The organism is Streptosporangium sp. NPDC049644, assembly GCF_040675205.1.
GTDB classification, from domain to species: domain Bacteria; phylum Actinomycetota; class Actinomycetes; order Streptosporangiales; family Streptosporangiaceae; genus Streptosporangium; species Streptosporangium fukuiense.
In genome coordinates, this window is record NZ_JBFAOJ010000014.1 from 41993 (window position 1) to 65918 (window position 23926).

A 23926-nucleotide genomic window follows, 5' to 3' on the forward strand; every position below is an offset into this window, starting at 1 on the left:
TCCTTCTCGCGGGCTTACCGTCGGCCGTTGTGATCGACATGAACCCGGCGAGCCGTTCCTCTATGTCGGGCTATCGTGTCGATCATGCGTTTTGGGATACTGGGGCCGCTGGCCGTGTGGGCGACGGACGGCCGGCCCGTCACGGTCCCCGGAGTGAAGGTCCGCGCCCTGCTGGCCGACCTCCTCCTGCACGAGGGACGCCCGGTGCCCGCCGACCGGCTGATCGACGACCTGTGGGGCGAGGAGCCGCCGGCCAATCCCGCAGGCGCTCTGCAGGTCAGGGTCTCGCAGCTACGGCGCGCGCTGGAGGACGCCGAACCTGGTGGCCGGGAGCTGGTCGCACACCACCCGGCCGGATATCTACTGAAGGCCGACACCGACGCCGAAGGCTTCCGGTCGCTGGTCGCCGAGGCGGGAAGGACCGGCGACCCGCGGACCAGGGCGGCGCTGCTCACCGACGCGCTCGCCCTGTGGCGCGGCCCCGCCCTGGCCGACTTCGCCGACGAACCCTTCACCGGCCCCACCGTCGCGCGCCTGCACGAGGAGTTGCTCACCGCCCACGAAGACCACGCGGAGGCCCGCCTCACCCTCGGCGAGCACGCCCGGCTCGCCGCCGAACTGGGCGACCTGCTCACCCGGCATCCCCTGCGAGAACGGCTGCGCGCCGCCCACATGCGCGCCCTCTACCGCTCCGGGCGGCAGACAGAGGCGCTCCGCAGCTACGAGGAACTCCGCGACCAGCTCGCCGGCGAGCTCGGCCTCACCCCCGGCGCCGACCTCAGCGCCCTGCATCGGGCCATCCTCACCCAGGACCCCGCCCTCGACCCGCCGGCGCCCCCTGTCGCGGCCGGCCCCGCCACCAACCTGCCCACCCCTCTCACCCCCCTGATCGGCAGGGACCGCGTGGCCACCGAGATCCGCGCCCTGCTGGGCACCAACCGCCTGGTGACCCTCACGGGTCCCGGCGGAGTGGGCAAGACCCGCCTCGCCGTCAAAGTCGCCGGAAACCTGACCGACCCCTCCCCCGATTCGCCCGCCGTCCCCTTTCCCGACGGCGTGTGGCTGGTCGAGCTCGCCTCGCTGGACCCGTCCGGGATGTCGGACGCGGTGTCCCGGCTCGCTGAAACGATCATGACGGTGCTGGACGTCCGATCTCCCCTCACCCCGTCGGAGCCGACGTCCCCTCGGGACCGGCTCACCGGCGCCCTGCGCTCCCGGCGGCTGCTCCTCGTACTCGACAACTGCGAGCACCTCGTCGAACCGGTCGCCGAACTCGTCCGGCACCTGCTTGGCGCCATCCCCACGCTGTGCGTCCTCGCCACCAGCCAGGAACCGCTCGCGCTGACCGGCGAGACGATCTGGAACGTCCCGCCCCTGGACACCCCCCGCCTCTCCGACACCGACCTGCAGGCACTGCGAAAGAACGGTTCCGTGCAGCTGTTCGTCGCCCGGGCATCCGCCGCCGGCGGAGACTTCGTCCTTGACGCCGACACCGCCCCGGCGGTCGCGACGCTCTGCCACCGTCTGGACGGCATCCCGCTGGCTCTGGAACTGGCCGCCACCAGGGTCCGTGCCCTGGGGGTGCACAACCTCGTCGACCGCCTCGACGACCGCTTCCGCCTCCTGGCGGGCGGGCACCGCGGCGCCCCACCCCGCCAGCAGACCCTGCACGCCATGATCGACTGGAGCTGGCAGCTCCTCACCCCTCCGGAACGTCTCACCCTCCAGCGCCTGGCCGTGCACACCGGCGGCTGCACCCTGCACGCCGCGGAGAACGTCTGCGCCGCCGAGGACCTCGCCTCCGCCGACGTCCCCGACCTCCTGGCACGCCTGGTCGACCGTTCCCTGGTCACCGTCGTCCACGCCGCCGACGGCCCCCGCTACCGTCTCCTGGAATCGGTCGCCGCCTACTGCGCGGAACATCTCCGCCGGACAGGCGAGCTCGAACGCCTGCGGCAACGCCACCGGCACCACTACACCGACCTCGCCGAACAGGCCGCGCCGCACCTGTACGGACATCGGCAGCGACACTGGCTGCACCGCCTGGACGCGGAGACCGCCAACATCCGCACCGCGCTCGACACCGCCCTCGGCGAGAAGGACGCGGCCGGCGCGCTACGCCTGGTCAACGCGATGGCCTGGTACTGGTTGCTGCGTGGACGACTGACCGAGGCCCGGCGATCTCTGGCCGCCGCACTGGCCCTCACCGAGGAGACGCCCGCCCCCCGGGCCTCCGCGCTCCGCGCCGGCGCGCTGGCCTGGGAGACCGGGATCGGTTTCCTCCACGGCGACGTCGCGGACCGGGAGGATCGCCGCCGCGCGGTCCTGTCGATGTACGAGGACGCGAACGATCCCGCCGGGCGTGCCAGGGCCGAGTGGTTTCTGGCCCACACCGGCATCGACCTGGGCGACCTGTCGGCCGCGGAGGACCTGCTGGACCGAGCGCTGCCGGCCTTCCGGGCGACCGGCGACCGGTGGGGGACGGCCGCGGCCCTCGCCACCCGGGCCAAGCTCGCGCACGTACGAGGTGACCCGGCCGCGCTCGGACGCGACGGCGAACGGAGCGCGGAGCTGTTCGGCGAGCTCGGCGACCGCTGGGGCAGGCTGGAGGCCACCGGCTGGCTCGGCGCTCTGGCCGAGATGACCGGTGATCTCCAGCGGGCCGACCGGCTGCACCGGGACGGCCTGCACATGGCGGAGGAACTCGGCCTCTGGCCCGAGGTCGCCGGGCGGCTGGCCTGGCTCGGCTGGACCGCCCTGCAACACGGCGACTACGCCCAGGCCAGGGAGACCTGCGAGCGGGCGCTACGGCTGGCGGCCGAGCAGGGGCACCGGACCGCGCAGATCTTCGCCACGATGGGGCTCGCCTTCGCGGCCCGCAGGGAGGACCTTCTCGATCTCGCCGAGACCCACCTGCGCGACCTGCTGAACGGCGCCCCCGAGCAGAGCGCGGAGGAGACTCCGCCCCCGTACCTCCCCATGATCATGAGCGAGCTGGGATTCGTCGCCGAGCGGCGTGGCGACGCCGCCGCGGCCCTCGCCTCGCATCTGAGGTCCATCGACCTCGCGGCCAGGTTCGAGAGCTCCCGGGAGATGCCCGGCACCCTGGAGGGCCTGGCCGGGGCACTGACCCTCGCCGGAGACCACGACGCCGCCGCCCTACTCCTGGGTGCGGGGGCTGCGGCCCGTGCCTCGAACTCCCCGTCCCCCACCGAAGGCGGCGACATCGACCGGATCACCAGGCGGGTGCGTGAGGCGCTGGGCGCGGACCGCTTCACCGCCGGCTTCGAACGCGGCGGCACTCTCACCGCTCAGGAGATACGCTCCCTGCTGCCCCCGCCGGCCGTGGCGCGACCGAACCCGTAACGGGGCCCGGCCTCGGATGTGCACGATTTTCACAGATTCATCATGCGAAGCGACGACTCGGAGACATGGACGACGCCGCCGGGTCGCCGGAGTCTCATCCACGAGATCCCCGGCCCGCCGCGGGTGGGGGAACCCGCGGCGGGCCATCGCGATCACATGAAGTAGCGGAGCCAGACGTACGCCCAGGCCATGAGCGTGCTCAGCACCGTCACCACGATTCCGTACTTGGTGAACTGCCAGAAACTGATCGGGTGGCCCGTCCGCGCCGCGATGCCGATCGCCACCACGTTCGCGCTGGCCGCCACCGCCGTGCCGTTGCCACCGAAGTCGGCCCCCAGCGCGAACGCCCACCACAGCGCCTGTCCGGTCGCCGCGTCGGGAGCCTGCGCCACGATCCCCTCGACGATCGGTGCCATCGTCGCGACATACGGGATGTTGTCGAAGAACGCTCCCAGCACGCTGGAACCGAACAGCAACGACGTCGCCGCGAGGAAGTAGTCGTCGCCGACCGCCTCGATCGCCCACGTGCCCACCGTCGCGATCACGCCGGTCTCGACCAGACCCGCGACCATCACGAACAGTCCCATGAAGAACACCAGCGTCGGCCACTCGACTTCCGCCAGCACCTCGGAGACCGAGACGCGCGACAGCAGGAGCATCACGCCCGCTCCCACGAGCGCCACGATGGACGGCTCGATGTGCAGCACCGCGTGCAGCCCGAACCCCACCACCACCGCGGCGAGCACCGCCAGGCAGCGCACGAGCAGCTTGGGATCGGTGATCGCCCGCCGCTCCTGCAGTGCCATCACCGCGGCGACGTGCTCGGGGTTGTACTGGAAGGACCCTCTGAACAGCACCTTGGTCAGCAGCACGAAGGCGACGAAGATGACGACCACGATGGGCGCCATGTGCACCAGGAAGTCGTTGAACGTCAGCCCCGCCCTGCTGCCGATGATGATGTTGGGCGGATCTCCGATGAGGGTCGCCGCGCCGCCGATGTTGGAGGCCAGCACCTCCGCGATCAGGTACGGCTGGGCCGGAATCCGCAGCCGGTCGCACACGACCACCGTGACCGGCGCCACCAGCATGATCGTGGTGACGTTGTCGAGGAAGGGCGAGGCGATGGCGGTGATCACCATCAGCATGACCATGAGCCGGTAGGGATCGCCCTTGGAACGTTTCGCCGCCCAGATGGCCAGGTAGTCGAAGATCCCTGTCTGCTTGATGATCCCTACGATGATCATCATTCCGAGTAGCAGGAAGATGACGTTCCAGTCGATGCCCTCGTGCTCGGAGAAGAACACCTCGGAGCCCGGTATCAGCCCCAGAACCGCCATCGCGCCCGCGGCGACAAGGACCACCTTGACCTTGTTCGCCTTTTCGGTGGCGATGAAGAAGAACGCGACGAGGAAGATCCCAAGGGCGAGCAGCGCGCTCAAGACTCACCGAGGCCGAAGACGGCCAGGCTGGTGAGCAGCCGCTCCAGGGTGATCGCCCCGGCCAGCGAGCCGTCACGTTCCACCACTGCCACGATCGGGCTGCGTATCCTGGCCATCAGCGCGGCCACCTCGAGCAGGTTCGCGTCCACCGGGACGGTCACCGGCCTGGCGTGCTCGCGCGGCAGGCAGTCACCGACCGTGCGATTGCCCAGGTCCTGCCAGAACTGGTCCGCGTAGGCCTCGTCGATGGTCCTGGCCAGCGCGGGATCCTCCTGGTAGGAGCCGGGCACGGCCAGCCTCAGCACCTGAGTGCCCGGAAGCACCAGCTTGGGCCGCGAGCGGTCGTCCACGATGATGAGCCCGGGCAGGCGGCCGATCACCATGACCCGTACGGCCTTCGCGACGGAGTCACTCGTGGTGACCGTCGGAAGGCTCACCGCGATGTCGCGCGCTTGCATGGCACCTTCCTGTCGGGTGAGATGGCGCACCGCGGGCGGCGTGCTCACGGTGTCCCTCCTGCTATCTCGGCCATCCGCTGTTCGAGAATGGCCAGCCTGTCGTCCACTGACCGGCTGTGCAGAACCTGGGCGATCTGATCGGCCTCGTCCTGCGCCAGTTGGATGGCCTGCGAGGGCTCGTCGCCCCCGCCGTATACCAAGATCCGCCGGGATCCGTTCCTGTCCACCATGACCGCCAGGTTCTGGCCGTCTCGGGTGGCGAAGTGGAACAGGACCCCTTCACCGGGCACGGTCGTACGTGTGATGTTCATATCGGTGGTCACTCCCTTCCACTCGAAGCCGCGGTCACGAGGCGAGTCGTTCCGCCCAGCGGATCAGGTCCTCCTGGAGTCGCGTCTCGACCCGGGTGAGTGCCACGAGCGTCACCTCGACGCCCCAGTGGCGGGTCCCGCCGTAGGCGTCGCCGGCGAGATCGACACGCCGGGACAGCCGCGACAGATCGCGCTCCCCGACGTACCGGCGGATCTCGGCCTCGGCCGCGGCCAGCATGGCGGCGCCCGGCGAACCCGGATAGGAGGCGCACGCCGCGGGATCGGTGACCAGAGCCCGGGCGACCGCGTTGACGGTTATCGTGGCACCGTCACGGGTGACGGCTTCCAGCCAGAGGATGCCGACATCGTTGGTACTCATCGCCTCTCCTGCCTGTTGGTGTCCGCCGTCCCTCCATCCCATCGCCGTCACGGCTCTGTCACCATCAGGGCCAGCACCCATCTGATCAGGGGTGGAACGTGCAGAGGCGGCACGAGAAGATGGGAGACGCCCCCCATGGACAAGACGTCCGGCGGCCGGGAGGCTGATGAGATGAACGAGCGCACCCAAAAGGTGGCAGGAGCACGCAGCCCGGCGCGCATCCTGTTCAAACGCCTGTTCGTGATCAACGGACTGGTCTTCACGGTCGGCACGCTGGTGCTCGCCCTCTCCCCCGCCACCGTGTCCTCACCGGTGCTGCTGACCGAGATCCCGGTGCTGACGGTCGGCCTGGCGCTGATACTGACCGCCAACGCGCTGCTTCTGCGCACCAGCCTGGCCCCGCTCGAGGCGCTCACGACCCTGATGCAGCGGGTGAACCTGCTGCACCCGCTGGACCGGCTGCCCAGCGACGGCAACGGCGACCTGACCCACCTGATCGACACGTTCAACGCGATGCTGGACCGGCTGGAGGCCGAGCACAGCGCCAGCAGCGCCCACGCCCTGGCCGCACAGGAGGGCGAGCGACGGCGCATCGCCCGCGAGCTGCACGACGAGATCGGCCAGAGCCTCACCGTGGTCCTGCTGAGCCTCAAACACGCCGCCGACCGTGCACCCGACGAGCTACGCGAGGAACTGCGCGGGGTGCAGGAGAGCGTCCGCGCGAGCCTGGACGAGGTGGGGCAGGTCGCCCGCCGCCTGCGCCCCGGCGTACTGGAGGATCTCGGCCTGCAGAGCGCCCTCAACGCGCTGAGCAGCGACTTCTCTCAGAGCAGCGGCGTTCCCGTGACCCGCAGGATCGATCCGGAGCTGCCCTCGCTGAGCGAGGACGTCGAACTGGTCATCTACCGCATCGCCCAGGAGGGCCTGACCAACGCGGCCAGGCACGCCTGCGCCTCCCGGGTCGAGCTTTCCCTGACCGCGGGGCCCGGCGGCCTGGAGTTGCGCATCACCGACAACGGCCGCGGTGGCGTGCGCCAGGACGGGGCGGGGATCCGCGGGATGCGCGAGCGCGCCATGCTCATCGGCGCCCGCCTGACCGTGACCTCTCCTCAGGGCGGCGGCACCGACGTCCGGCTCACCGTGCCGGCCGAGAACGAACAAGGAAGCCGATGAACCCCACCAGGATCCTGCTGGCCGACGACCACGCCCTGGTCCGCCGCGGGCTGCGGCTGATTCTGGACGCCGAACCCGACCTCACCGTGGTGGCCGAGGCGGCCAACGGCGCCGAGGCGGTGGAGGCGGCCGTACCTGAGGCGATCGACCTGGCGATCCTCGACATCGCGATGCCGCGAATGACCGGCCTGCAGGCGGCCCGCGAGATCTCACGGCGCGCGCCCGGCATCCGGCTGCTGATCCTGTCGATGTACGACAACGAGCAGTACTTCTTCGAGGCGCTCAAGGCCGGGGCCTCGGGTTACGTGCTGAAGTCGGTGGCCGACCGCGACCTGCTGGAGGCGTGCAGGGCGGCGATGCGAGGCGAGCCGTTCCTGTATCCGGGCGCCGTCACCGCCCTGATCCGGCACTACCTGCAGCGCGACAGGCTGGGGGAGGCGATTCCGGAGAGCATCCTGACCCCGCGCGAAGAGGAGATCGTCAAGCTGATCGCCGAGGGCAACTCGGCCAAGCAGATCGCCGAGACCCTGTTCATCAGCGTGAAGACGGTCGATCGGCATCGAGCCAACATCCTGCAGAAACTCGGCATGCGCGACCGGCTCGACCTCACCAGGTACGCCATCCGCGCGGGCCTGATCGAGCCGTGAGGGCATCGGTGGACCTGGCCGTCCCCACGGCTCCCTCGCGGCCCTCGGATCAGCCCGGCCCGCCTTCTTCCAGTACGTCGGTGACCGGCCGCCGGATGCCCTCGCTCTCGTCGGAGGTGAAGCCCAGGCGCATGATCATCTGAGGGTGCTCGCCCGACAACAGTTCCTGCCGCAGGAACTCCCGCAGGTGGAACATCTCCAGTGCCTGGGTGTGGAAGGCCGCGCTGACGTCGTACGCGGAGGCGTGAAGCAGGACCCGCTGCAACGCCTGGCCCGCCGAGATCCAGTCCTCACGGGAGTCCCCCGGCGTGGTCAGCACCGCCACGGTTCCGGTGAAGGTGGAGTGGAACTGGTCGGCGTCGTCGCCCCAGGGGTGGCCGTGGGCGTAGTCGCGCTGGGCGAAGTGCGGGTGGGTCCGTCTGGGCTCGCGCGGGTAGGCCCGCGCCGGAACCCCGTCCTTGCGGGGGCTTCCCGGCGGCTGGGCCCAGCGGATCATCTCCAGGGTGAGCAGCCGGTCCTGGGACTGCACGTCCTCGGCGGCGCAGGTGAGCGCGGCGAGCACTCGGACGGCGGCCTCGGACCTGACCGGCGTCAACCGCGCCCCCTCGGCGTTCGCCTGGCAGGCGAACGCCTCGATGAGACGGTCCGCCACGGGCACCTCGGCGAATCCGGCGCGGTGGGTGCGGCGGCGTTCGATCTCGGCGTGCAGCAGCCGGGTGTGCTCGTCCGGGGCGGCGGTCGCCCCCATCCGTACCGTCGCCAGCAGGGCGGGACGGTCGGGGTCGGGCAGCACGCGCACCTGCGGTTCGCAGCCGAGCACCCGCAGCGCGAGCCGTACGTTCATCAGGGCGGCACCGCAGCTGATCAGCATTTCCCGGCCCTCGGGATCGCCGAGCCGCAGTTTCCGCTCGCTGTCGGCCCGCAGGGCGATCTCCTCACCGTCGACGGTGAAGGACCACGGTTGGGTGTTGTGCACCGATGGTGCCCACACGGCGGCCTGTACCGCCGCGTGGATCGCCGAGGTGATCTCCTCGTTGGTGCGAGCGATCATGACTCAGCCTCCGTCACGGGTAAAGGGATCGTCAGCCCCGCGGGACCTGGGCAGGACGGGGACCAGCCGGAACATCCCCGTCATCAGCTCCGGCGGCTCCTCCTCCTCGGTGATCAGGCCGGCCACGGCCCGCAACACGTCGGTGACGGTCACCATGCCCACCAGCCTGCTGGACTCTCCCAGAACAGGAATCGCGTCGACACCGGCGCCGATCATGGCAGCCGCCGCGTCGGCCAGGCGCGCGTCGAGGGTGGTGTGCGGGCAGCGGTGCTCGGCCAGCAACGAGTGGACCTGAGCGCGCGACTGCTCGACCGGGCCGCCTGACCAGCGGGCGGCGAGATCCTCCTGGGTGAGGACACCGCGCAGGCAACCGTTCCGGTCGACGACCGGCAGGTGATGGACACCCGCGCGACGCATGATCTCCCAGGCCATGAGCGGGGACTCGTCGGGTTCGACGACGACCAGCGTCCGGCTCATCACCCGCGCCACCCTGAGGCTCTGCACGTCCATCACGCCTCACCCCGGGCATGACGTGTCGCCGAACCCGGCACGGCGTCGTCGGCGGCCCACGAGGAAGGTGAGCCTTCCGTGCCCGCCACCATCCGCACTGTCATCTGCTCCCCCTCCACCCTCTCCCCTCCATCAGACCGGTTCCCCGTATTCTCCGCAGTGGCCGAAAGGCCCGCTCGCCGGGGACTTCCGGCCCCATCTTCGTACCCTGCCCGTGGTGGAATACCGGCTGAGGGGAACATCCTCCGCGGGGGCGATTCGCCCCGAGGCGGCCCACCGCCCTGCCGGGTACTGTTTTCCTCTCGGAAGAGGAGAGGGGCGGTGGCCGGAAAACCCGCGAAGCCCCTGCACGGTCAGCTTGACGACGCCAGATCTTTGCTCGTTCTGTTCTAGTGGGAGATTTCGATGACCGAACATATGGCAACCCCGGGCGACCTGGGCCGCCGGCTGGCCAGGCGACGTGAGGAGCTGCACCTGAGCCGCGAGCAACTGGCCGACCGGGCCGGCATCGACCCCGGATATCTCGGCTACCTGGAGGAGACCGCCGCCTCCCCCACCACCGACACCGTGCGCAAACTGGCCAACGCCCTGGACACCGGCATCGAGGACCTTCTCGGCGCGACGATGAACCTGCCCTCCGGGCACGGCCGCCCCGCCCCCCATGCCCACCTGGAGAAACTGCAGCCCGACGAGTGCCTGCGGCTGATCGCCCCCGGCGGTGTCGGCAGGGTCGCCTTCGAGGAGCCCGCGGGACTGACGATCCTGCCGGTCAACTACGTACTGCACGACAACTCGGTGATCGTCCGCACCGCGGTCGGCGGTCCCCTCGACAGCAACCTGCGCACCGGCGTCCGGGGAGTCGAGTTCAAGATCTCGTTCGAGATCGACCGGATCGACGACACCGCCCGCGAAGGATGGAGCGTGCTCATCCGAGGTGGCGCCCACCACGTCTCCGCCGACGAGCAGGCCGAGGCGGCCGCCTCGGGAGTCGAGCCCTGGGCGGGCGGCGACCGCGAGCTCTACCTCAGGATCGTCCCCAGCGAGATCACCGGACGGCGCATCCGGCACGCTCCGTGACAGCCGGCGGGACGTTCGCCCGCCGCCGGGTCGGCGGCGGGCGGTACCTCCGCTCCACCGGCGCCGTCTGACGGCGGCCCGGGAACCCAGGCCGCCTGGTGATCGTTTGCTCTTCGGTCATGTTCGACGAACAAACAGGAGAGGAAGCCGTGATCTTCAAACGGATGCTGGGAGCCTTCGGTGTCGGGGCCCCGTCGGTGGACACCGTCCTGTCCACTCCGCGTGTGCAACCCGGCGGGCTGCTGCGCGGCGAGGTAAGGATCAAGGGCGGGGACTTCGACGCCGACATCGAGTACATCGCGCTTGGCCTGGTCACCCGGGTGGAATCTGAGCACGGCGAGGGTGAGCAGATCGGCCTGATGGAACTTCACCGTACGCAGGTCTCTGGACCGTTCCGGCTGCGCAGCGGAGAGGACAGGACCGTCCCCTTCCAGTTCCCCGTCCCCTGGGAGGCACCGATCACCGAGATCGCCGGGCAGCACCTGCACGGCATGGGCATGGGGGTGCGCACCGAGCTGGCGATCGCCGCGGCGGTCGACAAGGGCGACATGGATCCGGTCGAGATCGAGCCGCTGGCCTCCCAGGAGGCGTTCCTGCGGGCATTCTCCCAGCTCGGCTTCCACTTCAAGAGCGCCGACCTGGAGCATGGCCACATCTACGGGGTGAGCCAGCAGCTGCCGTTCTACCAGGAGATCGAGTTCTACCCGCCGCCCGCCTACTCCGGGCAGATCAACGAGGTCGAGCTGACCTTCATCGCCAACCCCGGCGGGCTGGACATCGTCCTGGAGGCCGACAAGCGGGCCGGCGGCCACGGTTCCGGCGGTGACGCCTTCGGCCGCTGGCAGACCAGCCACCAGGAGGCGCCGCACCGCGACTGGGCCTCGGAGATCAACGGCTGGCTGGCCGCGCTGTCCCAGTACTCCCACGGTGGCGGCCACTACGGCGGCCACGACCCGTACGCCCACCAGGGCGGTCACCCCGGGGGGCACTACGGGGATCACCACGGGGGGCACCACGGGGGGCACGGTGGTCCGGGTATGGGGGCGGTGGTGGCCGCCGGCGCGGCCGGCCTGGTCGGCGGCTACGTGGCCGCCGAGTTGGTCGAGGAGATCTTCGAGGACGAGGAAGAGGAGGAGTGACCGTGCCGGGTCCCGCCCGGTGAGCCCCGGCGGGACAGGACGGTGACGGCCCGCCCCGCGACCTCGCGGGGCGGGCCGTCGTCACCCGCTCAGTTCGCCAGGTCCACGGTGTCGCGCAGCTTGACCGGCTTGAGGAAGAGCACGGCGACGACGCCCACCGCGGCGATCGCGGCGGAGATCAGGAAGATGTGCCCGGTGGCGTCGCCGTACGCCGCGCGCACGACGGTCCTCGCGGCTTCGGGCAGCGCCTCAAGGTTGAGGGTGCCGCCTCCGGAGCCGGACGGCCTGATGCCCGCCTTCGTGAAACCCTCGGCGATACCGGTGGCCACCCGGCTGGCCAGCACCGCGCCCAGCACCGAGACTCCGATGGTGCCGCCCAGCGAGCGGAAGAAGGTGATGGCGCCGCTGGCGGCACCCAGTTCCCGCAGTGGGACGACGTTCTGGATGACCAGCACCAGGTTCTGCATGGACATGCCGACGCCGATGCCGACCAGCAGCATCGCGGCCGAGATGAGCACCAGCGGGGTCTCGTGGTCGATGAGGGACAGGCCGAGGAATCCGAGGGTGAGCACCACGGAACCCGTCACGATGTACGGCTTGACCTTGCCGCTCTGGGACACGAGCCGCCCGGAGACCGTGGAGGAGAGCAGCACGCCGAACATCATCGGGATGGTCAGCAGCCCGGCCTGGGTGGGGCTGTAGCCACGACCGATCTGGAAGTACTGCCCCAGGAAGACCGCTCCGCCGAACATCGCCATGCCCACCGCGAGGCTGGCCACGATGGCCAGGGCGGGGGTGCGCCTGCGGACGATGTGTATCGGCACGACCGGCTCGCCGACCCGTGACTCCACCCAGGTGGCGACGGCCAGGATCAGAATCCCGCCGCCGGCCATGACCGCGGTCTGCCAGGAGATCCAGTCGAAGGAGTTGCCGACGAAGGTGATCCAGATGAGCAGGACGCTGACGCCCGCGGCGATCAGCGTGGCGCCCGCGTAGTCGATCTTGACATTCGGGCGGCGGACCGAGACCACCTTGAGCGTCTTGTGCAGCAGGACGAAGGCGATCGCCGTGAACGGCACGGCGATGAAGAAGCACCAGCGCCAGCCCAGCCACGAGGTGTCGGCGATCAGGCCGCCGAGGAGCGGGCCGCCCACGGTGGCCACGGCCATCACCCCGCCCAGGTAGCCGTTGTAGCGCCCTCGCTCCTTGGGGCTGATCATCGCGGCGATGATGACCTGGACCAGGACCTGCAGGGCGCCCATGCCCAGGCCCTGGATGGCGCGGAAGGCGATGAGCTGGCCGGCGTTCTGCGCGAACCCGCAGGCCAGCGAGCTGAGCATGAAGATGACGATGGAGATCTGAAGGAGCAGCTTCTTGCTGAACAGGTCTGCCAGCCGGCCCCAGATCGGGGTGGAGGCGGTCGCGGCGAGCAGTGACGCGGTGATCACCCAGGTGTACTGGGACTGGGTCCCGTCGAGCGCGCCGATGATCTGCGGCAGCGCCACCGACACGATCGTGCCGCTGATCATCGCCACGAACAGCACCAGAAGCAGGCCGCTGAGCGCTTCGAGAATCTGCCGATGGGTCATCGGCTCCGTGCTTTGCGGCGTGACCGCCTGGGTGCTCACACAACCTCCACGTACGGGTAACTGGAACGGGCCATGACACCATACATGCCCATTGAGAAACTTTGCCCACTGGGCACATACGGTGTCAGGCGTTAGGCTGTCCGTGTCATGCAGATCACAATGGGGTTGCGCGAGCGCAAGAAGGCCGAGACGCGGCAGGCGGTTCACGAGGCCGCTCTACGGCTGACTGTGGAGCACGGCCTGGACCACGTCACCGTCGAGGCCATCGCCGACGCCGCCAACATCTCGCGGCGAACCTTCTCCAACTACTTCGCCGGCAAGGAGGACGCCCTCCTCTACGGCGACGAGCAGCGCATCCGCCTGCTGCTCGAGCGGGTCCGCACCCGCCCCGCCGAGGAATCGGCCTGGCGGGCACTGCGCGGAGCGGTACACGATCGCTACTGCGAAGGGGACGGCCCGGAAAGGGAGTGGGTGGTCCGCGCCAGACTCGCCAAGAGGCACCCCTCGCTCCTGGCCAGGCAGTTGGCCAACCACGCCAACCTCGAACGCGAGCTCGCCCAGGTCATCGCGGAGCGCGGCGGCGACTCCGCGACCGGTACCCGAGCCCGGGTGACGGCGGCCGCCTTCCTGGTCGCACTGCGCATCGCCACGCACATGTGGACCGAAGAGCAGGAGACCCGGCTGCTGTGCGAGATCATGGACGACGTCCTGGACGAGATGGCCCGGCCTTTCGACCGGGAGTGAGACGCACCGCTCCCGAAGACCCTGCCGTGGGCGGGGCCGGCCGTACGAGGTTCCCCGGCCCTTCGCGCGGGCGGCTCACCCGAAGATCGTCTGGGCGAGGGTGAGACCGGCGAACACCGCTGCCAGGCCGGCGACGATCGAGGCGACGACGTTGGCCACGGCGAAGAGCACCGCGCCGGTCTCGGCCAGCCTCAGCGTCTCGTAGGAGAACGTCGAGTACGTGGTCAGCGCCCCGCAGAAGCCGGTGCCCAGCAGCGACCACATGCCGGGGCCCACCGCCCCGGACAGCGCGGCCCCGGCCAGGAGGCCCAGGATCAGCGAGCCGGCCACGTTGACCGTGAAGGTGCCCCAGGGGAAGACCGTGTCGTGGCGTGCCTGCACGGCCCGGTCGGTCAGGTAGCGCATCGGCGCGCCGACCGCGCCGCCGAGCAGCACCAGCAGCCAGTTCACTTCTCCCGCCCGCCTCGGGGGCGGACGACCTCGACCTCGTCCAGAACGGCCAGGCTCTCGGTGAGCAGGTCGTCCAGCCGGGGCAGGAAGCCGCGGATCCGCTCCTCGGTATCGATGATCACGATGGTCACCGGCAGGTCGTCGGTCATCGACAGCAACCGGGTGGTGTGCACGACCGAGCCGGCTCCGAAACCCTCCACTCCGTGGAAGACCGATGCCCCGGCCAGCCCGGCGGCATGGGCGCGGTGCACGATCTCGCTGTACAGGGGGCGGTGGTGCCAGGTGTCGGTGTCGTCAACGAAGATCGTCAACCGCAGCGCCCGTCCAGGCGGGATCATCGCGCCCTCCTCGCCGCCGGCACCAGAAGCCACCGGGTGGCCCACGCTCCGGCGACCACCGCGGCCAGGGCCGCCAGGAGCGTCGCCGCCAGGTAACCGAGTGCCAGGCCGGTTCTGCCGCCGGTGACCAGGCGCTCGATGTCCAGGCAGTAGGCGGAGAAGGTGGTGAACCCGCCCAGCACTCCGGTGGCGAGGAACGGCCGCACCCAGACCGGTGCCGTCCACACCTCGGTCAGCGCCACCAGCAGGACCCCGATCAGCAGGCAGCCCGCCACATTGACGCAGAACGTGGTCCACGGGAAGGAGCCGGCCGCGGTCGGCCACAGCAGGGCGGCGCCGTAGCGGGCGCCCGCGCCGATCGCGCCACCGACGGCGATCGCCGCCAGGACACCGTGGTGCGAGCGACGCCGCCCGGGGGGATCGACGGGCTCGGTCACTGTCTCGAACCTCGTCTGTTTCGAGCGCATGCCTCTCCCTGCGCGTGGTGTACGCCCGGCATGACCGCGGACACGACCTGTCACGAACAAGGACCGTTGGCGGCGGGATGCCGCGCCGCGGCCGACATGGATCCTCGGCCCTGCTCAGCCTAGCGCGATCACGTCCCGATCACCGTCACCGCCGCTCAGGACACCGCGCGGCAGGACCTCCAGCCGCCGAAGGTACCCGATGACAGGGACGAGGTCCCATAGGTCACAATGATCGCCGGAGGTGGTGATGGTGATGCGGCGCGGGGTCGCGGCGATCCTGATCTCGGCGGCGGCGTTCGGGCTCATGCCCGTCTTCGCCTCCTTCGCGTATCGCACGGGGATGTCGGTGACGACGCTCCTCATGCTGCGGTTCGCGATCGCGTCGGCGCTGTTCCTGGGATGGCTGGGAGTGCGCGGCAGGCTCGGGCGGCTGACCGGACGGCAGTGGGCGACCCTCGCGCTGCTGGGCGGCGGCATGTACGCGGCCCAGTCGCTGCTGTACTTCACCGCGGTCCAGCGCATCTCGCCGGCCCTCGCCGTACTGCTGCTGTACCTGTATCCGGCGCTCGTGTCCGTCCTGTCGGCGGTGGTGGAGCGCACTCGCATGAGCTGGACCGTCGCCGGGCCGATCCTGGTGTCACTGGCCGGGCTGACCCTGGTGGTGGGCCGCCTGGACACCGGCCTCGACGTTCCCGGCCTGCTCGCGGCGGCCGGGGCCGCCGTGGCCTACGCCCTGTACATCATCGTGGGCAGCCGGGTCTCCGCCTCGCTGTCCCCCTCGGTCACCACGGCCTACCTGTCGATGTTCGCCACCGGCTCGTTCGCGCTGCTCGGGCTGGCATCGGGCGGGCTGGACCTCGGCTTCGCGCCGGCGGGGTGGGTCTGGGTGACGGCGGTGGCGCTGGTGTCGACGGTGCTCGCGATCGCCCTGTTCTTCGTCGGGGCCACGACGCTCGGCCCGGTACGCGCGTCGATTCTCAGCATGCTGGAGCCCGTCGTGACGGTGCTCGCCACCTGGCTGCTGTTGGGCGGGACCCTGACCTGGCAGCAGTTCGCGGGGGGCACGGTGGTGCTGGCCGGCGCCCTCTGGGGCATCCTGGCGAGCTCGGCCCGCGGCGCCTCCCCGGCTGAGGAGGAGACCACCGTGGAGGAGACCGCCGCGCCGTCGTCCTCCTAGCCCCGTACGTCCCGGGCGCCGGCGCCCACGGCGAGGTCGGCGCCTCCCCGCAGTTCGCGACGGAGCACGAGGGCGTGGTGCAGGTAGTTCCGTGCCAGGCGGGTACGGCCCGCCGAGCGGTGCAGCTCGCCGAGTGTCTGGACCGTGGCGGCCTCCCCGCTCCGGTCTCCGAGCCGCTGGAAGATCAGCAAAGAGCGCTCCAGCTGGTCGGAGGCGTGCGACCGGTCACCGCGGACCACCTGCAGGCCGCCCAGCCCCTGCATGGCGTAGGCCCCGCAGTGCAGGTCGCCCAGGCCTTCGAAGTCGAACGGCTGGGCCGCGCCGGGGCGAAAGACGATCGGCTTGGCCAAGGCCCGCTCGCGCCGTACGGAGCCGGGTTTGCCCACTTGGCCGTTGCGGATATTGGCGTGCAGCGTGGCGTAGGCGTCGGTGACCTTCTTGATGACATGCTGCGCGGCCTGAGCCGCCAGCCCGTAGTTGTCCTTGATCTGCCCGTAGACGTGCCTGCGCAGGTCGTAGTTGCGGAATACCCGTCGGTGGTGGGCGAGTGCCGAGACCCAGGTGGCCGCGTCGTTGACCGCGTGCAGGGTCGCCTGCAGCGCCGCCGCCTGCTCGGGCGTCGGCAGGAGTCTCACCTGCACCACCAGCTTCACCTCGAACACTTTAGCGTTAGGTCTATGTCACCGAGATGGGAACCGAACCCCGATATAAGAAGGGGCCGAAGCGTTGTCTGCACGCTTCATGCGCATTTGGTCTTTTCATTCCGGGGTATCGGCGCGAGGTCTTCGTCGGCGGGGTCCTGCGTCGCTGCGAGGACATCATGATCGAGGTGTGCGACAGCTTCGGCGCCCGGCTCGTCGAGTTCAACGGCGAGCACGACCATGTCCACCTGCTCGTCTGCCACCCGCCCAAGGTCGCCCTCTCGACCCTGGTCAACTCCCTCAAGGGCGTCTCGGCCCGCCTGCCGGGCAAGGAGTACTCCGCTCACGTCCGCAGGTATCTGTGGGGCGGCCGTTTCCGGTCGCCGTCCTATTTCGCCGCCTCCTGTGGCGGCGCACCCTTGAGCATCATCAAGGGATACATCGAAAACCAGAAACGCCCGGACCAACAACCGGATGTTCACAACCCCAGGACCGGGAAGCGATTCCTCCCGGGCGTGAACGCCCGGGGTTCCTCGCTAGATAACACTGAACTCGCGCTCGGTGAGCGCGGGCGCCTCGGTCTCCCAGGGCCAGAAGATCGGCACGGTCGGCAAGACCAGCAAGCCCGGCAACAACATCTCCGCCCACCTGCACTACGAGGTCCGCCTGAGCACCGGCTACCCGTCCAACATCCAGAAGGCCGTCTTCAACGGGTCCACGTTCGGCTACCCCGCCCAGACCGTGACCTCCAAGAACTGCGGCGGCTCCACCAACCCGTACACCCCGCAGGAGGTGTGCGGTTCCGGCTACGACGTGATCGACTCCGCGGCGCTGGGTTCGGCGGGCACCGTCTACCTGCTCTACGACAACTCCACCGGCTACAACTGCGTGACCACGATCAGGAGCACTTCCATCGGCACCGCGAGCGCCACCGGCGCCTACCTGGAGGTACAGGGCGCCACCCGCGTCACCGACTCGGGCAACTTCGCCTACTACGCCGGCCCGATACGCGCCTCCGGAGCCGGAAAGTGCGTCAAGTGGGGCGGCAAGGCCGGCTCCACCGGCTACGACAGCCCCTTCGAACACTGCGGCCAGCGGACGTGACGGGAGAAGCGGGACCGTGCCGACCTGAGCCGGTTCCGCTTCCGGTCCCGGTTTCGCGGCTCGCGATCGCCAGGTCAGATCCTGGCGTTCCGCCGCAGGATGTCGATGGCGCGGACCGTGATGTGGCCTCGCCAGTCGAGGGAGCCCGCGGGCGAGATCCTGGCGTAGTCGACGGCCCAGCCGCCGTCGTCCTGTTGCAGACCGGCCAGGCGGTCGAGGTCGGCGGAGATCACCTCGGGGGCGAACAACTCCCGCGCCGGCCCCCCGGGGTAAGGGGCGAAGTCGAGCGGATACAGCGTCTCCTCCTCGGTACCGCCCTCGACGTGCAGCCGGCCGTCGGCGGGAAGGTACTCGCCGAGGCGGCGCAGGAGATCGGCCGCCTCGGGCAGGCGTCCGTGCACGACGTCCAGGAACCGCACCGCGAAGGCCAGCACGTACGCGGAGGGCGCCGTCTCGATCGCCTCGATCTCGGTCAGGCAGTACCTGGTGGCCCGTGCCGGCCAGGAATGGGCGGCCACGGCGGGGTCATGGAGGGCGACGCGATGCGCGACGGCGGCGGACACCGCGGTGATCTGCAACGACGACACCGAGGGGTCGGCGTCCCGCCACCAGGGGGCGCAACCGGCGGTGCCGGTCAGCGGCAACACGAACGGCAGGCCTCCGTCGGGCAGGGACACCGACTCCAGCCAGTCACACAGCGCCACGGCCCGCGGCGTGGTGGCGGGGGCGATGTCCTCGAACACCTCGAAGGCGTGCGCCGCGGCCCCGGTCTGGCTCTCGCCGGAGCGCAGGTCGGGCTCCAGACCCCAGCCGTAGCCGCCGTCGGGGTTGCGATAGCCGTCCAGGGCGGCCAGCACGGCGGCGGGGCCCTGCCGGCCCCTCAGCACCTCGAAACGGCGGCGGTCCAGGACACGCGCGTGCGTGGCCATGAAGGCGTCCGCCGCGGCAAGATCGACGTTCATCCAGTTTCTCCCGGTATGTGAATGGCGGTGAAGCGGGAGACCGGGCCTGTGCGGGCCGGCCCCCGGTTCCAGCCATGGGCGGCCGATCAGGCGTTCATCCTGCTCCGGCCGCCGGGCCGGCGTCTTGCAGGAATCGGTCATCGGGGCGACACGCGGGCGGCGGGATCCGCTCACCCGCTGTCCCGGCTCAACATAATGTGTTTGCGCCGCTCTCCGGCTCGGATAGTGTTGCCGTCTCCAGCAATGGACCCATCGAGGAGGTGAGACCCATTACCGCTGTGTCAGGTCGGGTGCTCTCATCTCACGACCGTGCGGTTCACCGGGCATAGGTGACCGGGAGAGCACCCTTCGGCATCCCGAAAGGCTCTCGTGTCCTCTCCTCTGTCCCCCTACCTCCAGTCCGTCATCGTCACCAGGCTCCGGGCCGCCGGCTGCGTGTTCGCCGAGGACGAGGCGCACCTGCTCGCCTCCACGGCACGGACCCCGTCCGACCTCACCGCCATGGTGGACCGCCGGGTCGCCGGCCTGCCTCTCGAACACGTTCTCGGCTGGGCGGAGTTCTGTGGCCTGCGGATAGCCGTGGACCCCGGAGTCTTCGTACCCCGGCGGCGCACCGAGTTCCTCATCCACCAGGCCGTCGCCGTCCAAGACCGGCAGGCCCCCGCCCGGACGCAGGTCGTCGTCGACCTGTGCTGCGGCTCGGGCGCGGTGGGCGCCGCGCTGGCCGCCGCGCTGGAGCGGGTCGAGTTGCACGCCGTCGACATCGACCCGGCCGCGGTGCGGTGCGCCCGCCGCAACGTCGCCGCCACCGGCGGTCAGGTGTACGGAGGCGACCTCTACGCGCCGCTGCCCGGCACACTGCGGGGGCGCGTCGACCTCCTGGTCGCCAGCGCGCCCTACGTACCCACCGAGGCGATCGGGTTGCTGCCCCCGGAGGCCCGTATCCACGAGCCCCGGGTGGCACTCGACGGCGGCGAGGACGGCCTGGACGTCGTACGGCGCCTGGCCGCCGCGGCGCCGCTGTGGCTGGCGCCGGACGGCCACCTGCTGGTCGAGACGAGCGAGCGCCAGGCGCCGCGAACCGCCGAGGCCTTCACCCGCAACGGGCTGATCCCGAGGGTGGTCGGTTCCGAGGAGCTGGACGCCACAGTCGTCATCGGAACCAGGCCCACCTGCCGGTCCCCGCGCCGCTGAGCCGGACGGAGCCGGTACCCGTGCCGTTCGGGTACCGGCCCTCGCCCGGGGCACGGACGGCCCTGACCCGCGCTCTGCCTGAGCGTGGGCCCGCCGGGCCGGCACGGCCCGGCCAGAAGGGTCAGCCGAGGACGCGTAGCCGAAGGCTCGTCGCTCCGGGCACCTGGGTCAGGCCGAGGCGCTCCAGCCTGATGCCGGTCCCACCCGGATGATCGAACAGCCGGACGCCGTCGCCGAGCAGGACGGGCGCGATGAACACCAGGATCTCGTCGAGCACGCCCGCGTCGAGGCACTGCCGGGCCACCTGGGCGCCGAGGACACCGACGTACCTGTCACCCGCGGCGGCCTTGGCCGCGGCGACGCCGCTGTCGAGGTCACCGACGAAGGTGACACCCGGCACCGGCGTGTCCGGCGCCTTGTGGGTGAGCACGAACTGCTGCCCGGTCCACCCCCCGCCGTACGGCTCGCCCTGCTTCTCGCCGCCGCGGTGCGGATCGTCGCCGCCGAAGGTGCGGTTGCCGACGAGCAGCGCACCCGTCCGGCCCATGATCTCCTCCACCATCGGGTTGGGCCCGAGGTGCTCGGCCAACCAGGACATGTCACCTCCCGGGCCGGCGATGAAGCCGTCCAGCGACATGGTGCACTGGTACTGCAACCTACCCATGACCTACCTCCGCCGAGATCGATTCGACTGACCCCGTTGAGACGGCGGATCGCGCGAAAACTCATCGGTGCGCCGTGGGCGAGCGGACCTTCCCCGGCTGCGGCCGGCCGGGCTTTTCCCGGGTGCCGGGCCCGTGGGGTCGCAGCAGTACCTCGGCGAGGAGTTCGGCGAGGTGGACCGGCTGCGCGCGGGTACCGGACTCGATCTGGGTGCGGCAGGAGAAGCCGTCGGCGAGGATCCTGGTGTCCCGGCCGGCGTCGCGTACGGCGGGCCACAGGCCCAGTTCGGCTATCCGGGTCGATATCTCGTGATGCCCGCGTTCGAAGCCGAAGTTGCCGGCGAGGCCGCAACAGCCGACATCCAGTACCTCGACCCCGACCCCGACGCGTTCCAGCAGCCTGGTGTCGGCGTCGAAGCCCCAGATGGCATGTTGGTGACAGTGCGGCTGGGCGATCGCGTGGATCCCCGTGCCCGGTGGCGGAGCGGTCGGCACCCGGTCCACCAGCATCTCCGCCAGCGACCTGGTCTGTTCGCCCAGCAGTTTCACGTCGGGGTCGCCGGAGAGCAGTTCGGGCGCGTCGGAGCGCAGGACGGCGGCGCAGCTGGGCTCCAGCGTGACGACCGGCACCCCCCGCCGCAGCCGGGGGGCCAGCGCCGCCACCGTCCGGCGCAGGACGCGCTCGGCCATGGCGAGCTGGCCGGTGGAGATCCAGGTGAGCCCGCAGCACAACGGCACCGGCGGCACCTCGACCCGGTATCCGTACGCCTCCAGCAGGCGCACCGCCGCCTTGGCCGCGCCGGGGTTGAAGTTGTCGGTGAAGGTGTCCGGCCACAGCACGACCTGGTCCCCCTCGGCCATGGGCCGGTCCCTGAACCAGTCGGTGAAGCGCTGGGCGGCGAACCTCGGCAGCTCGCGGCGCCGATCCACGCCACCGGCCAGCTTGACGATCCGGCCCAGGCCGGGCGCGTGGGTGAGCGCGTTGACCGCCCCGGGCGCCACCGAGGCGAGCCTCGCCCACAGCGGCAGCCAGCCCATTGAGTAGTGCGCGGCCGGCCGCGGCCGCCGGCGGTAGTGATGGGAGAGGAACTCGGCCTTGTAGGTGGCCATGTCCACGTGGACCGGGCATTCCCCCCGGCATCCCTTGCAGGCCAGGCACAGGTCGAGCGCCTCGTGCACCTCCTCGGAACGCCAGCCGCCGGTGATGGTCTCGCCGCGCATCATCTCCATCAGGATGCGGGCCCGGCCGCGGGTGCTGTGCTTCTCCTCCCGGGTGACCCGGTAGCTGGGGCACATCACCCCGCCGGAGCTGGAACGGCATTTGCCGATGCCGACGCAGCGGGCGGCGGCGTGGGTGAACCGGTGGTGATCCGCCGGGTAGTCGAAGTGCGTCCTCGGCTCCTTCGGGTGGTAGTCGAGGTGATCGAGGTTCTCGTCCAGCCGGTACGGTTTGACGATCTTGCCGGGGTTCATCCGCCAGGTGGGATCCCAGATCCGCTTGAAGTCGGCGAACAGCTGGACGATCTCGTGGCCGAACATGATCGGCAGCAGCTCTCCGCGGGACTGCCCGTCGCCGTGTTCGCCGGACAGCGACCCCCCGTAGGAGGCGACGAGGTGCGCGGCCTCCTCCACGAACCGGCGGTACTTCGCCACCCCCTCGGGATCGTCCAGATCGAACGGTGTGCGGGTGTGCACACATCCCTGTCCGAAATGCCCATAAAGAGAACAGTTGTGGTAGTCGAACCTGCGCAGGAGTTCCTGGAAGTCGCGCAGGTAGTCGCCGAGCCGGTCCGGCGGGACCGCCGCGTCCTCCCACCCTTCGTGGGTGTCCGGGTTGTCCGGCGGGTAGGCGGTCACCCCCAGCCCCGCCTCACGGATCCGCCACATCCGCTCCTCGTCGGCCGGATCGTCGAAGTAGGCGGTGTGCGCGCGCCCGGCGCTCTCGGCCAGCCTCCGGGCCCGGTCGTCGGCCTCCTGCCGGGTGGCACCGCCGAGCCGCACCATCAGCCAGCCCGACCCTTCGGGCAGCCTGTTCAGCACGTTCTCACCGGCGACCCGCTCCACCCTGGCCAGGTCCATCAACTCGTGGTCGAGCCCCTCCAGGGCCAGTGGCCGGTGCGTCACGATCTCCGGAACCATGTCGCCGGCCGTGGCGAGGTCCGGGTAGCCCAGCACCACCAGCGACTGGAACGGCGGCACCTCGAACAGCCTGATCTCCGCCCGCAGCACCGTGACCAGCGTCGACTCGCTGCCCACCAGCGCCTGGGCCACGTTGAAACCCTTCTCGGGCAGCAGCGAGTCCAGGTTGTAGCCCGAGACGCGACGCGGGATGTCCGGGTAACGGGTGCGGATCAGCGCGAGGTGCTCATCGCGCAGCTCCCGCATCGCGCGGTAGATCTCCGCCCTCCGGCCGCCCTGCCCGAGGATCCGCGCGTACTCCTCGTCGGAGGTCTCACCGACCCACATGCGCAGGCCGTCGTAGGTGAGCACCTCCAGGCGGATCACCGAGTCGACCATCTTCCCGTACGCCTGCGCCGAGGCCCCGCACGAGTTGTTGCCGATCATCCCGCCGATCGTGCAGGTGTCGTGCGTGGCAGGCTTCGGGCCGACCATCAGCCGACGGTCCGCGAGCCGGGCGTTGAGGTCGTCCAGACAGGCGCCCGGCTCGACCAGCGCTCGCTCGCCGTCCACCGACAGCAACCGCGTGCAGTACTTCGACCAGTCGATCACCACACCCTCGTTGCAGCACTGCCCGGCCAGGCTGGTACCGCCGCCGCGGGAGTGCACCGGCACCCCGTACTCGTGGCAGACGCGTACCGCCTGGACCGCGGCGTCGACGGTGCGGGGCAGTACGACCACGGACGGCGTCTGCCGGTAGTTCGAGGAGTCGTGGGCGTAGGCGGCCAGCGTCCCCTCGTCGCACCGCACCTCTCCGTCCACCCGCGCAGTAAGATCACGATAAAGTGGCACGTTTACTCACATACCCGACATATCGCCAAGGGGGTGGCAACGTTCCGGCATGAATCAGACCTTGCCGAAGGCCGGGCA

The 23926-nt window shown here is 70.4% G+C and carries 24 protein-coding genes and 1 pseudogene; 10 read left to right on the forward strand and 15 right to left on the reverse strand.

What is annotated here, in order from left to right; all coding sequences use genetic code 11:
• Nucleotides 1-84 precede the first annotated feature (84 nt).
• On the forward strand, nt 85-3366 hold the full coding sequence (locus tag AB0J58_RS10825; protein WP_364213212.1) for a BTAD domain-containing putative transcriptional regulator: 3282 nt from the start codon (nt 85-87) through the stop codon (nt 3364-3366).
• 152 nt (nt 3367-3518) lie between these two features.
• Here the strand turns inward: AB0J58_RS10825 and AB0J58_RS10830 are convergent, their stop codons facing one another.
• The 4 genes from AB0J58_RS10830 to AB0J58_RS10845 are packed head-to-tail and all read right to left on the reverse strand — an operon-like array spanning nt 3519 to nt 5953.
• Nucleotides 3519-4805 (reverse strand): ArsB/NhaD family transporter, encoded by a 1287-nt coding sequence (locus tag AB0J58_RS10830; protein WP_343966182.1) that lies wholly within the window; start codon nt 4803-4805, stop codon nt 3519-3521.
• Nucleotides 4802-5263 carry a CBS domain-containing protein gene (locus AB0J58_RS10835; protein ID WP_030914291.1) on the reverse strand — a complete coding sequence of 154 codons (462 nt, stop codon included), beginning with the start codon at nt 5261-5263 and terminating at the stop codon, nt 4802-4804. Before AB0J58_RS10835 ends, AB0J58_RS10830 begins: the two co-directional genes overlap by 4 nt.
• 44 nt (nt 5264-5307) lie before the next feature.
• A complete protein-coding gene (locus tag AB0J58_RS10840) occupies nt 5308-5574 on the reverse strand; it encodes a hypothetical protein (protein WP_343966179.1) in 267 nt (88 codons plus the stop codon).
• Nucleotides 5575-5608: 34 nt separating this feature from the next.
• Nucleotides 5609-5953, reverse strand: a complete 345-nt coding sequence (locus tag AB0J58_RS10845; protein WP_364213215.1) for a hypothetical protein — start codon at nt 5951-5953, stop codon at nt 5609-5611.
• A 135-nt stretch (nt 5954-6088) separates the two neighbouring features.
• On the opposite strand from AB0J58_RS10845, the gene AB0J58_RS10850 reads away from it, so the two are divergent.
• Both AB0J58_RS10850 and AB0J58_RS10855 read left to right on the forward strand, forming a co-directional pair.
• Nucleotides 6089-7126 carry a histidine kinase gene (locus AB0J58_RS10850; protein WP_364213218.1) on the forward strand — a complete coding sequence of 346 codons (1038 nt, stop codon included), beginning with the start codon at nt 6089-6091 and terminating at the stop codon, nt 7124-7126.
• Nucleotides 7123-7773, forward strand: a complete 651-nt coding sequence (locus tag AB0J58_RS10855) for a response regulator transcription factor (protein WP_364213221.1) — start codon at nt 7123-7125, stop codon at nt 7771-7773. Before AB0J58_RS10850 ends, AB0J58_RS10855 begins: the two co-directional genes overlap by 4 nt.
• A gap of 49 nt (nt 7774-7822) precedes the next feature.
• Here the strand turns inward: AB0J58_RS10855 and AB0J58_RS10860 are convergent, their stop codons facing one another.
• Nucleotides 7823-8824, reverse strand: a complete 1002-nt coding sequence (locus AB0J58_RS10860; RefSeq protein ID WP_364213224.1) for a hypothetical protein — start codon at nt 8822-8824, stop codon at nt 7823-7825.
• A 3-nt stretch (nt 8825-8827) separates the two neighbouring features.
• On the reverse strand, nt 8828-9334 hold the full coding sequence (locus AB0J58_RS10865) for a CBS domain-containing protein (RefSeq protein WP_364213227.1): 507 nt from the start codon (nt 9332-9334) through the stop codon (nt 8828-8830).
• Between the two features lie 405 nt (nt 9335-9739).
• Here AB0J58_RS10865 and AB0J58_RS10870 point away from each other — a divergent pair, with 405 nt between their 5' ends.
• A complete protein-coding gene (locus AB0J58_RS10870; protein ID WP_364213230.1) occupies nt 9740-10411 on the forward strand; it encodes a pyridoxamine 5'-phosphate oxidase family protein in 672 nt (223 codons plus the stop codon).
• A 149-nt stretch (nt 10412-10560) separates the two neighbouring features.
• On the forward strand, nt 10561-11550 hold the full coding sequence (locus tag AB0J58_RS10875) for a sporulation protein (protein WP_364213233.1): 990 nt from the start codon (nt 10561-10563) through the stop codon (nt 11548-11550).
• Between the two features lie 89 nt (nt 11551-11639).
• On the opposite strand, the gene AB0J58_RS10880 is transcribed toward AB0J58_RS10875, so the two are convergent.
• Entirely contained in the window at nt 11640-13139 is a 1500-nt protein-coding gene (locus tag AB0J58_RS10880) for an MDR family MFS transporter (RefSeq protein WP_364213444.1), read from the reverse strand.
• A gap of 147 nt (nt 13140-13286) precedes the next feature.
• On the opposite strand from AB0J58_RS10880, the gene AB0J58_RS10885 reads away from it, so the two are divergent.
• A complete protein-coding gene (locus tag AB0J58_RS10885) occupies nt 13287-13883 on the forward strand; it encodes a TetR family transcriptional regulator (RefSeq protein WP_343966161.1) in 597 nt (198 codons plus the stop codon).
• A gap of 75 nt (nt 13884-13958) precedes the next feature.
• Here the strand turns inward: AB0J58_RS10885 and crcB are convergent, their stop codons facing one another.
• The 4 genes from crcB to AB0J58_RS10905 all read right to left on the reverse strand — a co-directional run bounded on the left by crcB (nt 13959) and on the right by AB0J58_RS10905 (nt 15444).
• On the reverse strand, nt 13959-14333 hold the full coding sequence (gene crcB, locus AB0J58_RS10890; RefSeq protein WP_364213236.1) for a fluoride efflux transporter CrcB: 375 nt from the start codon (nt 14331-14333) through the stop codon (nt 13959-13961).
• On the reverse strand, nt 14330-14671 hold the full coding sequence (locus AB0J58_RS10895) for a DUF190 domain-containing protein (protein ID WP_364213239.1): 342 nt from the start codon (nt 14669-14671) through the stop codon (nt 14330-14332). The genes crcB and AB0J58_RS10895 overlap by 4 nt, the downstream gene beginning before the upstream one ends.
• Complete coding sequence (locus tag AB0J58_RS10900; RefSeq protein WP_364213242.1) at nt 14668-15138, reverse strand: CrcB family protein; 471 nt, start codon at nt 15136-15138, stop codon at nt 14668-14670. The genes AB0J58_RS10895 and AB0J58_RS10900 overlap by 4 nt, the downstream gene beginning before the upstream one ends.
• 114 nt (nt 15139-15252) lie before the next feature.
• Nucleotides 15253-15444: a hypothetical protein gene (locus AB0J58_RS10905; protein ID WP_364213245.1), complete on the reverse strand. Its 192-nt coding sequence runs from the start codon at nt 15442-15444 to the stop codon at nt 15253-15255.
• Between AB0J58_RS10905 and AB0J58_RS10910 the strand changes: the two genes are divergently transcribed.
• Nucleotides 15443-16315, forward strand: a complete 873-nt coding sequence (locus tag AB0J58_RS10910; RefSeq protein ID WP_364213248.1) for a DMT family transporter — start codon at nt 15443-15445, stop codon at nt 16313-16315. The two genes, AB0J58_RS10905 and AB0J58_RS10910, sit on opposite strands and share 2 nt — an antisense overlap.
• Here the strand turns inward: AB0J58_RS10910 and AB0J58_RS10915 are convergent.
• Entirely contained in the window at nt 16312-16968 is a 657-nt protein-coding gene (locus AB0J58_RS10915) for a hypothetical protein (RefSeq protein WP_364213251.1), read from the reverse strand. The two genes, AB0J58_RS10910 and AB0J58_RS10915, sit on opposite strands and share 4 nt — an antisense overlap.
• A gap of 24 nt (nt 16969-16992) precedes the next feature.
• Between AB0J58_RS10915 and tnpA the strand changes: the two are divergent.
• Nucleotides 16993-17417, forward strand: a pseudogene (tnpA, locus tag AB0J58_RS10920) (IS200/IS605 family transposase); the annotation flags it as partial.
• A gap of 85 nt (nt 17418-17502) precedes the next feature.
• A complete protein-coding gene (locus tag AB0J58_RS10925; protein WP_364213447.1) occupies nt 17503-18060 on the forward strand; it encodes a M23 family metallopeptidase in 558 nt (185 codons plus the stop codon).
• 74 nt (nt 18061-18134) lie between these two features.
• Here AB0J58_RS10925 and AB0J58_RS10930 read toward each other — a convergent pair whose 3' ends face one another.
• Nucleotides 18135-19022: a hypothetical protein gene (locus AB0J58_RS10930; protein ID WP_364213254.1), complete on the reverse strand. Its 888-nt coding sequence runs from the start codon at nt 19020-19022 to the stop codon at nt 18135-18137.
• Nucleotides 19023-19391: 369 nt separating this feature from the next.
• Here AB0J58_RS10930 and AB0J58_RS10935 point away from each other — a divergent pair, with 369 nt between their 5' ends.
• Nucleotides 19392-20216, forward strand: a complete 825-nt coding sequence (locus AB0J58_RS10935) for a putative protein N(5)-glutamine methyltransferase (RefSeq protein ID WP_364213257.1) — start codon at nt 19392-19394, stop codon at nt 20214-20216.
• A gap of 121 nt (nt 20217-20337) precedes the next feature.
• On the opposite strand, the gene AB0J58_RS10940 is transcribed toward AB0J58_RS10935, so the two are convergent.
• Both AB0J58_RS10940 and AB0J58_RS10945 read right to left on the reverse strand, forming a co-directional pair.
• Nucleotides 20338-20880, reverse strand: coding sequence for a dihydrofolate reductase family protein (locus tag AB0J58_RS10940; RefSeq protein WP_364213260.1), 543 nt, complete (start codon nt 20878-20880; stop codon nt 20338-20340).
• 61 nt (nt 20881-20941) lie between these two features.
• A complete protein-coding gene (locus AB0J58_RS10945) occupies nt 20942-23818 on the reverse strand; it encodes an FAD-binding and (Fe-S)-binding domain-containing protein (RefSeq protein ID WP_364213263.1) in 2877 nt (958 codons plus the stop codon).
• Between the last annotated feature and the right edge of the window lie 108 nt (nt 23819-23926).